Origin of the sequence: Synechococcus sp. CCY9202, assembly GCF_034931685.1 — a bacterium.
Taxonomy (GTDB): Bacteria; Cyanobacteriota; Cyanobacteriia; order PCC-6307; family Cyanobiaceae; genus CBW1002.
On sequence record NZ_JAYGID010000095.1, the window covers coordinates 20,903 to 32,381 of the forward strand.

Below are 11,479 nucleotides of genomic sequence, written 5' to 3' on the forward strand. Positions count from 1 at the left end.
ATGCTGGCAAGACGTGAGCGATTCCCTCGCAGCACCGGTGGACAGGCCTGACTGGGACGTGATCGTGATCGGCTCGGGCATCGGCGGGCTGGTCACCGCCTCCCAGCTGGCCGCCAAGGGCGCCCGGGTGCTGGTGCTGGAGCGCTACCTGATCCCGGGAGGCTCGGGGGGCAGTTTCCGGCGGCAGGGCTTCACCTTCGATGTGGGCGCCTCAATGATCTTCGGCTTCGGCGAGAAGGGCCACACCAACCTGCTCACCCGCGCCCTGGCGGATGTGGGCGAACGCTGCGCCACGGTGCCGGATCCGGCCCAGCTCGCTTACCACCTGCCCGACGGCCTGGAGGTGGCGGTCGACCGCAACTACGACACCTTCCTCGCCGATCTCACCGCCCTCTTCCCCCACGAAGCCCGCGGCATCCGCGCCTTCTACGACACCTGCTGGCAGGTGTTCCGCTGCCTCGATGCGATGCCGCTGCTCTCGCTCGAGGATCCGGCCTACCTGGCCAAGGTGTTCTTCCGTGCACCGCTGGCCTGCCTCGGCCTGGCCCGCTGGCTGCCGGTGAACGTGGGCGACGTGGCCCGCCGGCACATCCAGGATCAGGCCCTGCTGAAGTTCATCGACATGGAGTGCTTCTGCTGGAGCGTGATGCCGGCGGATCGCACGCCGATGATCAACGCCGGCATGGTGTTCTCCGACCGCCACGCCGGCGGCATCAACTACCCCAGGGGCGGCGTGGGGATGATCGCCGAGAAGCTGGTGGCTGGGCTGGAGCGGCACGGCGGCGCGATCCGCTACAAGGCCCGCGTCACCGAGGTGCTGCTCGAAGGTGATCGGCCCAACGCCCGGGCCGTGGGCGTGAAGCTGGCCAGCGGCGAAACGATCCAGGCGCTGCGGGTGGTGAGCAATGCCACCCGCTGGGACACCTTCGCCGGCGCGCCCGACGCTGAAGGATCCGTCAACCAGCCGCTGGTGGATGCCGCCCACACCCCCGCCGCCGAAGCCACCTGGCGTCGCCGCTACAGACCCTCCGCCTCCTTCCTGTCGCTGCACCTGGGCGTGGAGGCCTCGCTGATCCCCGCGGGCCTGCACTGCCACCACCTGCTGCTCGAAGACTGGTCGCAGATGGAGGAGGAACAGGGGGTGATCTTCGTGTCGATCCCCACCCTGCTGGATCCCTCCCTGGCGCCGGAGGGCCGCCACATCGTGCACACCTTCACCCCCAGCGCCATCGAGCACTGGCGCCAGCTCAGCCCCGCCGCCTATCGCGCCAAGAAGGAGGCGGACGCGGCGCGGCTGGTGCAGCGCCTGGAGGCGATCCTGCCCGGCCTGGCCGGAGCCATCCGCCTGCAGGAGATCGGCACGCCCCGCACCCACCGCCGTTTTCTCGGGCGCATGGGCGGCAGCTACGGGCCGATTCCAGCCCTGCCCCTGCCGGGCCTCCTGCCGATGCCCTTCAACCGCACCGGCATCGGCGGCCTCTACTGCGTGGGGGATTCCTGCTTCCCCGGCCAGGGGCTGAATGCCGTGGCTTTCAGCGGCTTCGCCTGTGCCCACCGCATCGGCGCCGATCTTGGCCTCAACCCCTGGGCGCTGCCCGCCTGAAGGGAGCTGGCTGTCCAGCTGATCCGCACAGAACTGGTCAGCTCAGAACCAGCGGAAAACCGCCCGTGCTGCTCTCGCAGCTGCGGGGATGTCTCCATAGCGTGACCATCGTTCCTGCCGTCGCGCGCCCTCGGGCGACGGCTTCCAGCCGATGAGTTCCGTCCCCACCCCCAGCTCCGAAGACCTGGCCCGCTACCTCGAAGCCCGCGGCGAGATGGGCAAACCCTGGATGTGGCACCTGCTGCGCCTCACCAAGCTCAAGGAGGCCAAGGACGAGATGGAGCCGGAGGCCTACCTGACCAGCCTCCAGGACGCCCATGCCGACCTGATGCGCCTGGGTGCCTTCTGGAAGGGCCGTGAAGCGGAGGTGTTCGGCGGCCGCTACCAACCGAGCGCCGTGATCGAACCGCTGCCCGGCTCCGCCGACGACCGATGACCCCGGAGCAGGCCCAGGATCCGGCCATCCATCCGATGGCGCCGCTGATCCGGCTGACCCTGCTGGGGCTTTACCTGGCTCTGGTGCTGCCCCTGCCGCCCCTCGCCCCTGAGGGGCTGCGTCTGGCCATGGCCGTGCTCGTGGCGCTGGGTCTGCTGCTGGTGCTGGCGGTCACCAGCGAGCGGGTCGAGCTGGACGCGCAGGGGCTGCGGGTGGGCCATCCCGCCTGGTGCCGCTGGTTGCTTCGACGCGGCTGGAGTTTGCAGTGGAGCCAGGTGCGCGGCCTCACGCCCGTAGCCACCAGCCAGGGGGGGCGCGTCTACTACGTGCGAAATACGAAAGGAGCGGCCACCCTGCTGCCACAGCGGGTTGCCGCCTTCGAAGACTTTCTGGGCCGCTTCAGCCAACAAACAGGGCTCGACACCAGCTCCATCGGCCGGATCAGCCCACCCTGGACCTACCAGCTCCTGGCGGTGCTGGTCGTTGCACTGTTGATCGGCGAAATCATGGCCTTGGCTGTCAGGCCGATTGCCTGAGCATTCCATCCTGAGGGTCAGTTCAGCCGACCGAGCTGGTGGGGCTGGTGAAGCTGAAGCTGGTCGGATGCAGCGTCCGGTACAGGATCGGGAAGGGTGTCGAGGCTGAAGCGATAGCCCTGCTGCCGCATCGTTTCGATGCCGCCGCCCTCGCCAAGACCGGCCTGCTCGAGCTTGCGGCGCAGGGTGAGCACCTGGGTATCCACCGAGCGGGGACCGCCACTGAATGGCGGCCAGGCCATGCGCAGCAGTTCCTGGCGGCTGCGCACCACCCCGGGGGGCATCAACAGGGCACAGAGCAGGGCAAATTCCCGAGGACTGAGTTCCACGGGCTGATCCCGCAGGGTCACCTGCCGCAGCAGCAGATGCACTTCCAGAGGCCCCACACAGACCCGCTCCTGCAGGCCACTGCCACTGCGGCGCAGCAGGGTGCGGCAGCGGGCCGCCAGTTCCTCCAGACCGAACGGTTTACGCAACACGTCGTCGGCGCCACCATCGAGCAGGGCCACCACTGGCTCAGAGCCCGAACGGGCGGTGAGCACCATCACTGGGCAACGCAGCATGGCCCCCAATCGCAGAGCTGAACTTTCCTCCAGCAGCTCCGCACTCACCAGTAGGTCAGGAGCCTGCTCTTGACAGACATCCAGAGCCTCGCGCGCCGTGGACACGGCGGCAGCCAGATGACCATCCTGCCGGAGCCGCTGGGCCAGAACCGTGCGCAAGGTGGCATGGGGGTCCACCACCAAGACCCGTTTCGGTTGGCTGATGGCTGGAGCCTGATTCTGTTGGGTCTTCAGGTCCACCCCTGGCCCCCTTTTGCCGATACGCTACTGGCAGGGTAAGGGCAAAACGGGTATCGCCTGATGCCTTTCGTTCTGTCCCCTGCCTCTCCCTCCGCAGCGAACGCCTCAGCCCGTCTGTGCGCCGGTGTCCCGGCCCCGGGTTTCTTGCCCCCCATGACCGCCCTCCAGCACCCCGACGCCATCCGCCATTTCCAGTCGCTCTGCGATGCCTGCCAGGAGCTGGCCAGCCGTTACCACGGGCCGGCGGAGCTGCGTCTGTATGCCGATGGCTACCTGCACGCCCTGCGGCGCACGGCCGTGCTCGACCCCCTGGCCCAGCGCCGCCTCGAGGAACTGATCGATCGCTGGATCCTTGATCCCTCCAGCTTCATCGGCCCCGATGGTGACCCCCGCTCCCTCTACGAGATGGAGCGGCACTGAGTCAATTCGGGGTCATCGCTTCTGGGCTTCGGGATCGTCGCGCCGGGATTCGAGGCCTTCAGGAGGCCAGGGCCACCGCCAGGGTTTCGCGCAACTCGCCGGAGTTGTACATCTCGATCAGGATGTCGGAACCCCCCAGAAAGGTTCCGTTCACATAGATCTGCGGGATCGTGGGCCAGTCGGAGAATTCCTTGATGCCCTGGCGGATCTCCATGTCCGAGAGGACATCAAAGGTTTCGAACGGCACCGCCATGGCGTTGAGGATCTGCACCACATTGTTGGAGAAGCCGCACTGGGGCATCAGCTTGCTGCCCTTCATGAACACGAAGACCGGGCTGCTGCCGACCAGGGTCTCGATGCGCTGCTGAAGACTGGCGTCCATGGGGTGAGGGGGGAACGGTGAAGGACATGGCGAAACGGGTCGCCGGAATCAAAGGCCCGACCTGACCAGACAGCCGGTCAGACACAGGCATGCTCACAAAGAGTGGAAAATCCGATCTCAGGCGGGAACCGAGGTCTGCAGGGCCAAGGCGTGGATGGCCTCGCTGGCCAGTTCCTGCTTGAGGGCTCCGTAGACGAGTTGGTGCTGGCGCACCCGCGGCAGTCCGGCGAAGGCAGCCGAGACCACCGACACCTGCAGATGATCACCACCGCCGGTCAGATCCTCCACCGACACGCTGGCATCGGGCAGAACCCGGCTGATCGCCTCCTTGACCTGATCCGGATGAACCATGGGGGCGGTGAACGAGCACTGTGCGGAGCGGAATCTAGGGACTCGCTCTCTCAGCCGACGAGAAAGTCCCCCCTCCGGGTTGGATCAGGCGAGGCGGGCCTCAGGGGGCCGGGGTGGAGGGAGCCCCGTAGGGGGTGGTCACGAAGCCCAGTTCCACCAGGCTCTGATAGGCCTTGCGGCCCTCCTCATTGGTAGGGGTCATCACCTTCACCACTTCAACCAGCAGGGGCACGGCCACCTCGGGCTGGTTCTGGCGCCGGAACAGGGCCGCCAGGCGCAGGTTCACCTGGGCGAGGGTTTCGAGGGCTTCGCGACCCTTCTGATCCATCTCGCGCGGGATCCGGGCATCGAGGCCGCGGAAGGAACCGCTCAGATCGCGGTAGAAACCAAGCAGGCGGCGGGTGGCATCCCGGGCCTGGTCGTAATCCTTGCGGGCCTGGGTGAGGTTGCCGGCAGCGGCGGCCGCATCACCGCGGGCGATCACCGCCCGCACCGACTCGAGATTGAAGGCGCTGCCGGAGGCTTCGAGGGCCTTCTGGGGCTCCTCCGGCTGGGCCTGGGCCGGAGCCACCAGCACAGGGGCACCGAGCAGAGCGGCCAGGGCAACGGAACCGGCCAGAGCACCGGCATGGCGCCCAGCTCGGATGAGGCGTTGGGCAGCGAAGAGCCTGCGCACGGGACGGCCAATGACTGGGTGGGACTTTATGAGACCCGCAGTGGTCGCCCCACCGCTGCACGAGCCGCTTCCTCAGCTGTTTGCATCGCGTCGGCCAGGCGGTGGGTGAGCGAGAGGGCAGCGGCGCGGCCCTGCCCCTCCACCCGTAGCGGCTCGCCGAACTGGAGGGCAGCCGGATCGCCGAGTTGCGGCGCGGCGTGCCCATAGGCGATGCCCACCGGTACCACCGCCGGATCCACTCCCTGACCGGCAGCCATCAGCGCCAGGCGGGCCAGCCCCTGGTGCAGGCGGATCGGGCCGTCCTCCCGACGGATCCGCCCCTCGGGGAACACCACCAGCTGCTCCCCGTTGGCCAGCAGATCGAGGGGGTAGCGCAAGCTGGCCAGGGTGGGGTGGCTCTGGTTCACCGGGAAGCAGCCGAGCCTGTGCAGAAACCAGCCCTGCAGCCCGCGCATTTCATCGATGGTCACCATGAAGCGGCAATCGCGGCCTGTGACGCGTCGACCGGCGGCAAAGGGCAGCATCAGCGCATCCCAGCGGGCCCGGTGGGTGGGAGCCAGCAAGACCGGCCCCAGATGGGGCAAATGCTCGGCCCCCTGCACGATCAGTCGGGAGAAGAAACCCTTCAGGGCCACGTCCTGGGTAAGCACCATGGCCAGCGGGGCCAGCCAGGGATTGATGCCGTTGCAGAGGCCGCGCTCGCGCAGGGAGCCACCCTCGCCGCGCAGAGCCAGGCTTGAAGAGGGTGCCGGCTCTGATGAACAGTCCGAGCCGTGGGACTCCACTGCATGGAAGGGATGGCCGCTGCACGGCTTCTCGGTCTGCGCCAACACCGAACCGCCGATCACCGCGAAACGTCGCCTGCACTCAACTTAAGAAGCCCGCCGCGGCCACGGGCAGCGCCACGGGCAGTTACGCCTGCGGCCCTTCATAAACTCGGCCCCCCGCCCCCATTCCCTGTTCATGGCCAGCCTCGGCGTCAACATCGATCACATCGCCCAGGTGCGCCAGGCCCGTCGCACGGTCGAGCCCGATCCGGTCACCCACGCCCTGCTGGCGGAGCTGGGCGGGGCCGATGGCATCACCGTGCACCTGAGGGAAGACCGGCGCCACATCCAGGACCGGGACGTGGAACTGCTGCGCGCCACCGTGCGCAGCCGCCTCAACCTGGAGATGGCGGCCACCGCCGAGATGGAGGCGATCGCCCTGCGCCTGCGGCCGGACATGGTCACCCTGGTGCCGGAACGGCGCCAGGAGGTGACCACCGAAGGGGGGCTGGACGTGGCCGGCCAGATCGATCCGCTGCGCGCCCTGGTGGGCCATCTGCAGGACAACGGCATCGGCGTGAGCCTGTTCGTTGATCCGGACGGGGCCCAACTGCAGGCCTGCGTCGCCAGCGGCGCCCGCTGGGTGGAGCTCCATACCGGCGCCTACGCCGAAGCCCCCTGGGAGCAGCAACCGCTGGAGCTGGCCCGCCTGATCGAGGCCACCACCCACGCCCGCCAGCTGGGGCTGCGGGTCAATGCCGGCCACGGCCTCACTTACCGCAACGTCGAACCGGTGGCAGCGATCGAGGGCATGGAGGAACTCAACATCGGCCACACGATCGTGGCCCGCGCCCTGGCGGTGGGCCTGGAGACGGCGGTGCGGCAGATGAAGGCGCTGATTCAGAATCCCCGCCGCGACCCCCTGTTCGGCAGCCACCACCCATGAGCACGTACCACTTCGTCGCCGCCAGTGAAGCCTTCCTCACCGTCGAGGAGCCGCTTGAGGAAGTGCTGCGCGAGCGGGTGAGCAACTACGGCGAGAAGGGACGCGCCATCGATTTCTGGCTGGTGAAGCGGCCGGCCTTCCTCGAGGCGCCCGAACTGGCGGCCATCGCCGCCACCGTGCCTCGCCCGGCCGCGGCGGTGGTCTCCACCGATGAGAAGTTCATCACCTTCATGAAACTGCGCCTGGAATTCGTCGCCCAGGGATCCTTCGAGGCCCCCAGCGCGTCCATCCCCGAGGCCCTGGCCAGCCTGGCCTGAACGGGCATGGCCGCGGCCCGGGCCCTCGACCTCAGAACAACCCCAGGAAGCGCTTGCGTTCCGGTTCCCCCTCCGATCCGGAGGCGGGTCGCCCCTGGCCACCATCCTGCTGGTAGCGGGGCTTGCTGTCGCCGATCGTGAGCGGCGCTTCCTTGTTCTTCCACCAGATCCAGTCGCGGATCGGCGGAGTGTTCATCAGGTCGTCGCGGCTGAGGCCAAGGCCGAGCTTCGCCGAGGCATCCAGCAGCACATCGAGCATGGCCTCGCCATCGCTGCAGCGGGCCAGGGCCTCGTTGGTGCGCTTGGCGCCATTCAGGGCCGAGACGAGAAGCTTGACCCGCTGACTCGGCGGCAGAGTTTTCGGATCCATCCCATCGCAGCTCCAGGCCGCACCGTATCAGCGATCTCAGCGAACGATGGCGCCCTCTGCGCTGCATGGCCAGGAGAGAAAAGATGACAATCCGACCGGCCCGGGGCAAGACTCTGACTAACGCATCCGATCGATGACGCCCTTTTCACGTCCCCCACGCCATTGGGTCATCGGGGACGTCCATGGCTGTGCTGATGCTCTGCAGGGGCTGATCGGAGCGCTGCCACCTGACGATCGGCTGGTGTTCTGTGGCGACGTGATCAACCGCGGCCCCCAGATCGAGCGCACCATGCGGATGGTGTGGCAGCTGGTGCTGAGGGGCCGGGCCGTCTGGCTGCGGGGCAACCACGAGCAGGCGCTGCTCGAGGCCCTCGACCAGGGCCACTGGTTCGGCCAGCAGGCCCTGGCCGGTTGCGACACCTACCGCCAGCTGGGCGATGGCCTCTGCCGCATCTGGCGTGATCGCCTGGCCAGCCTGCCGCTGGTGTATTGGGGGCAGGGCTGGGCCGCCACCCACGCCGGCTTCGATCCGGTGGACTGGACGCCCGACCTGCGCATCCGCCTGCCCTTCTGGCAGGCCTACGACGGCCGCTTCGGCGAGGTGGTGGTGGGCCACACCCCAGGGCCAGAGCTGCGGCGCCTCAACGGCATCGTGATGATCGACACGGCCGCCTGCTACGGCGGCGAACTCACCGCCTACTGCCCCGAAACCGGTCGCCACAGGGCGGTGCCGGGTCTCAGAAACGGTCTGGATCTCTGCCCACTGCCGCCCGGCATGCCCTACCCGGAAGCACTGGCGGGCGGCCGCTTCTAAGGGCAGACCACCGTGCTGACGCTCTATCGCAGCAACCGGGCCGAGGTACTGGCCCAGCTGCTGGCCGCCCAGCTGCTGGCGCATCCGCCCGGACCGTTCGAGCGTGTCGAGATCCTGGTGAACACCTGGCCCACCAGCCGCTGGCTGGGGGAACAGCTCGCGATTGGGCTGGGGGGCATCGCCGCCAACCTGCGCTTTCCCTTTCCCGGCAGCCATCTGCGCCAGCTGGTGGAGAGCCTGTTGAACGCCGATGACCACACCAGCGTCTACACCCCTTCTGACCAGGCCGCCCCAGCGCCGGTCGCAGCCGATCCCTGGCGTGCCAGCCAGCTGGTCTGGCCGCTGCTGGAGCGGCTTCCGGCCCTGATCGAGCGGCCGGAGGCCCTGCCCCTGCGCCGCTGGCTGGACGAACGAGGTCATGGCAGCGGCCGGCCAGAGACCCTCGACCGGTCGCTCTGGCAGCTGGGCCGCAGCATCGCCGACGCCTTCGACGACTACACCCTCTACCGGCCGGCGATGGTGGGGGCCTGGATCGAGGGCCGGGCGGTGGACGGCCGCGGCCGGGAACTGAGTGCGGCACAGCGGTGGCAGCCCCTCTTGCTGGTGGAGCTGGCCGAGCATCTGTCGGTGCCGCCGTTCGGTCTGCGGGTGGGCCAGGCGATCGAACGGTTACGGGAGTGGTCTGCCGACCGGTTGCCTGGCGAGCCGTGGCCCGATGGAGCTCTGCCAACGACCCTGAGACCCGACAGGCCCCTGCGGCTGTTCGGGCTGAGCAGCATGGCGCCCGTTCAGGTGGAGCTGCTGCAGGCCCTCTCGGGGGTTCTGGATGTGGAGATCTACCTGCTCACCCCCTGCCGTGAGCTCTGGAAACGGCGGGGTGATGGGGGCCTGGCCCAGCTCCCCCTTGGGGAAGACTGGCTGCTGGAGGCGCCGCGCCTGGAAGCCCGCTTCGGGCGGCTGGGCGCCGAATTTCAGCAGCTGCTGGAGGGATCAGGGGAGACCCAGCTGGGTGCCTGGGAGGAACAGGATCTGTTCCTGGGCGCTGCAACCATGGCCCGCCACGGCTCTGCTGTCCAGGCGCCACGCGCCGCCACGCTGCTGGAGCAATGGCAGCAGCAGCTGGTGGAGCCGGAGGCCGCCGAACCACTCTGCCTTCCGCCGGGCGATCGCTCCCTGGAGTTCCACGCCTGTCCGGGGCCGTTGCGGCAGGTGCAGATCGTGCGGGATCGGCTGCTGCAACTGATGGCGGCCGATCCCGGTCTCGCCCCGCGCGACATCCTGGTGATGACTCCCCAGGTGGAGGCCTTCGCGCCATTGGTGGCCGCGGTGTTCGGTGACACCGACGCCACCGGCGTGGCGCTGCCATGGCGCCTCACCGACCGCAGCCAGCAGAGCGAGGCCGGCATCGCCCAGGGGCTGCTGGGCCTTCTGGCGCTCGGCGGAGAACGGCTTACCGCCTCAGGGTTCGAGGGTCTGCTGGGCTGCTCGCCACTGCTGGAGAACCGGCGCATCCCCGCCAGCGAGGCGGGCGCCATCACGACGCTGTTGCAACGGGCCGGCTTCCGCTGGGGCCTCGACGGCGACAGCCGTGCTGGCGACCCCACCCACAGCCTCGGCTGGGCGATCGACCGGCTGCTGCTGGGGTTGGTGCTGCCAGCGGAGCCGGGGCTGGCTCCGGCGGAGTGCTCCCCCCTGCCGCTGGCTGGGAGCCTGGAACAGCAGACCCGCTGGCTGCTGTTCCTCCAGGACCTGCGCCGCTGGCTGGGGCTGCTGGGCCAGGGCCGCACCCCGGCGGCCTGGGCACCCGTGCTGCGCCAGCTGCTGGAGGAGCTGTTCGGAGCCGGTGGCGAACGGGCCTGGGAGCTGCCGCTGATTCAGGGGGCGATCGCCGACTGGCTGCGTGTGGCCGGCTCCAGTGCGCTGATCCTCGATGCCACCGTGGTGGCGGAGGTGCTGGGCGAGCAGCTCAGTGCCGACAGCGGCCGCTTCGGCCACCGCAGTGGGGCGCTGACGATCAGCGCCCTGGAGCCGATGCGGGCGATTCCCCATCGGGTGATTGTGCTGATGGGGCTGGATACCGGTCAGTTCCCGCGCCAGGTCGAGCGGCCCGGCTTTCACCTGATGGAGCGCCAACGGCAGCTGGGTGATCCCAGCCCCGCCGATCAGGATCGCTACGTGCTGCTCGAAAGCCTGCTCTCGGCCCGCCAGCATCTGCTGATCACCTGGAGCAGCCGCGATCAACGCAGCGGCGAAGCCCTCAGCCCCTCGACGCCGGTGCGCCAGTGGTTGGCCTTGCTGGAGCAGGAGCTGGGAGAGGAGGCCGTGGACCGGCTGCGCTGGAACCACTGCGCCAATCCCCTGGAGCGGCGCAACTTTCTGCCTCAAGGCGATCGTCCCGCCCCCTGCAGCGACCGCCGGTTGCTGCAGGCGCGCCGGCTGCTGGAGGAGCAGCGCAGTGAACCGCCCGCGGCCCTGGCCGCCCCCGGCCGCGACCAGCTCTCCGTCAGCGCCACCGACAAGACCAAGCCTTCTGCCGCCGGCGAAGCCTTTGCTGACCTGCTCGCCTGGCTGCAGGCCCCGCAGGACTGCTGGCTCGAGAGCCTGGGGCTGCGGCCGCGCGAATGGGCCCGCCGGGTCGATGATCTTGAAGATCTCAGCCTCGACGAATTCCAGCGGGCCCGACTGCTGCGCCAGGAACTGGACCGGTTGGCAGTCGACACCTTGGCTGGCACGGAACACCCAGCACCGGAACCTCCACCGCCTCCCGACTGGCCGCGGCGACAGCGGGGCCAGGGGGTGCTGCCGCCCGGTGCCGCCGGCCTGCTGGAGAGCAGTGGACTCGATCAGCGCTGGACCTCGCTGCACACCTGCCTGGCCGGGCTGGGGGAGCCGCGTCAGGAGACGCTGCGCCATCAGGATCTCTGCGGCGATCTGAGCTGGCGCGGCGACCAGCTGGTGCTGGTCCACACCGCCACCCCCCGCTGCCGCCAGCGGCTGCAGCTTTGGCTGGAGCTGCTGCTGGCCTGCGCCGCCGGCGCCGGCCCGCGCCAGGCCCTGC

At 69.1% G+C, this 11,479-nt stretch carries 14 protein-coding genes; 8 read left to right on the forward strand and 6 right to left on the reverse strand.

What is annotated here, in order from left to right; all coding sequences use genetic code 11:
* Window positions 1–37 precede the first annotated feature (37 nt).
* The 3 genes from crtH to VB777_RS12540 all read left to right on the forward strand — a co-directional run bounded on the left by crtH (window position 38) and on the right by VB777_RS12540 (window position 2,575).
* On the forward strand, window positions 38–1,603 hold the full coding sequence (crtH, locus tag VB777_RS12530; protein WP_322758859.1) for a carotenoid isomerase: 1,566 nt from the start codon (window positions 38–40) through the stop codon (window positions 1,601–1,603).
* 151 nt (window positions 1,604–1,754) lie between these two features.
* Window positions 1,755–2,039: a hypothetical protein gene (locus tag VB777_RS12535; protein WP_197154015.1), complete on the forward strand. Its 285-nt coding sequence runs from the start codon at window positions 1,755–1,757 to the stop codon at window positions 2,037–2,039.
* Window positions 2,036–2,575 carry a hypothetical protein gene (locus tag VB777_RS12540; protein ID WP_323249363.1) on the forward strand — a complete coding sequence of 180 codons (540 nt, stop codon included), beginning with the start codon at window positions 2,036–2,038 and terminating at the stop codon, window positions 2,573–2,575. The genes VB777_RS12535 and VB777_RS12540 overlap by 4 nt, the downstream gene beginning before the upstream one ends.
* 17 nt (window positions 2,576–2,592) lie before the next feature.
* Here the strand turns inward: VB777_RS12540 and VB777_RS12545 are convergent, their stop codons facing one another.
* A complete protein-coding gene (locus tag VB777_RS12545; protein ID WP_231598280.1) occupies window positions 2,593–3,372 on the reverse strand; it encodes a response regulator transcription factor in 780 nt (259 codons plus the stop codon).
* Window positions 3,373–3,531: 159 nt separating this feature from the next.
* Here VB777_RS12545 and VB777_RS12550 point away from each other — a divergent pair, with 159 nt between their 5' ends.
* Entirely contained in the window at window positions 3,532–3,798 is a 267-nt protein-coding gene (locus VB777_RS12550) for a DUF6761 family protein (RefSeq protein WP_197154016.1), read from the forward strand.
* 58 nt (window positions 3,799–3,856) lie between these two features.
* On the opposite strand, the gene grxD is transcribed toward VB777_RS12550, so the two are convergent.
* The 4 genes from grxD to VB777_RS12570 all read right to left on the reverse strand — a co-directional run bounded on the left by grxD (window position 3,857) and on the right by VB777_RS12570 (window position 5,941).
* Window positions 3,857–4,180 carry a Grx4 family monothiol glutaredoxin gene (gene grxD, locus VB777_RS12555; RefSeq protein WP_197154017.1) on the reverse strand — a complete coding sequence of 108 codons (324 nt, stop codon included), beginning with the start codon at window positions 4,178–4,180 and terminating at the stop codon, window positions 3,857–3,859.
* A gap of 117 nt (window positions 4,181–4,297) precedes the next feature.
* Window positions 4,298–4,531 carry a BolA family protein gene (locus tag VB777_RS12560; RefSeq protein ID WP_197154018.1) on the reverse strand — a complete coding sequence of 78 codons (234 nt, stop codon included), beginning with the start codon at window positions 4,529–4,531 and terminating at the stop codon, window positions 4,298–4,300.
* Window positions 4,532–4,631: 100 nt separating this feature from the next.
* On the reverse strand, window positions 4,632–5,177 hold the full coding sequence (locus tag VB777_RS12565; RefSeq protein WP_416238352.1) for a hypothetical protein: 546 nt from the start codon (window positions 5,175–5,177) through the stop codon (window positions 4,632–4,634).
* 56 nt (window positions 5,178–5,233) lie between these two features.
* Window positions 5,234–5,941, reverse strand: a complete 708-nt coding sequence (locus VB777_RS12570) for a lysophospholipid acyltransferase family protein (RefSeq protein WP_231598282.1) — start codon at window positions 5,939–5,941, stop codon at window positions 5,234–5,236.
* Between the two features lie 229 nt (window positions 5,942–6,170).
* Here VB777_RS12570 and VB777_RS12575 point away from each other — a divergent pair, with 229 nt between their 5' ends.
* Window positions 6,171–6,920, forward strand: coding sequence for a pyridoxine 5'-phosphate synthase (locus tag VB777_RS12575; RefSeq protein WP_197154019.1), 750 nt, complete (start codon window positions 6,171–6,173; stop codon window positions 6,918–6,920).
* Complete coding sequence (locus tag VB777_RS12580; RefSeq protein WP_323249367.1) at window positions 6,917–7,237, forward strand: MgPME-cyclase complex family protein; 321 nt, start codon at window positions 6,917–6,919, stop codon at window positions 7,235–7,237. Before VB777_RS12575 ends, VB777_RS12580 begins: the two co-directional genes overlap by 4 nt.
* Before the next feature lie 31 nt (window positions 7,238–7,268).
* Here the strand turns inward: VB777_RS12580 and VB777_RS12585 are convergent, their stop codons facing one another.
* On the reverse strand, window positions 7,269–7,607 hold the full coding sequence (locus VB777_RS12585) for a hypothetical protein (RefSeq protein WP_322757409.1): 339 nt from the start codon (window positions 7,605–7,607) through the stop codon (window positions 7,269–7,271).
* A 133-nt stretch (window positions 7,608–7,740) separates the two neighbouring features.
* On the opposite strand from VB777_RS12585, the gene VB777_RS12590 reads away from it, so the two are divergent.
* Together VB777_RS12590 and VB777_RS12595 are read left to right on the forward strand one after the other, a co-directional pair.
* The gene (locus VB777_RS12590; RefSeq protein ID WP_323249369.1) at window positions 7,741–8,421 is read left to right on the forward strand and encodes a metallophosphoesterase; all 681 of its coding nucleotides are present in this window, start codon (window positions 7,741–7,743) and stop codon (window positions 8,419–8,421) included.
* A 12-nt stretch (window positions 8,422–8,433) separates the two neighbouring features.
* Window positions 8,434–11,479, forward strand: a 3,046-nt coding sequence (locus VB777_RS12595; RefSeq protein ID WP_323249371.1) for an exodeoxyribonuclease V subunit gamma, incomplete at its 3' end; no start/stop codon positions are given.

Coding starts and splice junctions, on each gene's coding strand:
- VB777_RS12575 (WP_197154019.1), top strand. CDS start 6,171: ATGGCCAGCCTCGGCGTCAACATCGATCACATCGCCCAGGTGCGCCAG.
- VB777_RS12585 (WP_322757409.1), bottom strand. CDS start 7,607: ATGGATCCGAAAACTCTGCCGCCGAGTCAGCGGGTCAAGCTTCTCGTC.
- VB777_RS12550 (WP_197154016.1), top strand. CDS start 3,532: ATGACCGCCCTCCAGCACCCCGACGCCATCCGCCATTTCCAGTCGCTC.
- VB777_RS12590 (WP_323249369.1), top strand. CDS start 7,741: ATGACGCCCTTTTCACGTCCCCCACGCCATTGGGTCATCGGGGACGTC.
- grxD (WP_197154017.1), bottom strand. CDS start 4,180: ATGGACGCCAGTCTTCAGCAGCGCATCGAGACCCTGGTCGGCAGCAGC.
- VB777_RS12540 (WP_323249363.1), top strand. CDS start 2,036: ATGACCCCGGAGCAGGCCCAGGATCCGGCCATCCATCCGATGGCGCCG.
- VB777_RS12560 (WP_197154018.1), bottom strand. CDS start 4,531: ATGGTTCATCCGGATCAGGTCAAGGAGGCGATCAGCCGGGTTCTGCCC.
- VB777_RS12580 (WP_323249367.1), top strand. CDS start 6,917: ATGAGCACGTACCACTTCGTCGCCGCCAGTGAAGCCTTCCTCACCGTC.
- VB777_RS12535 (WP_197154015.1), top strand. CDS start 1,755: ATGAGTTCCGTCCCCACCCCCAGCTCCGAAGACCTGGCCCGCTACCTC.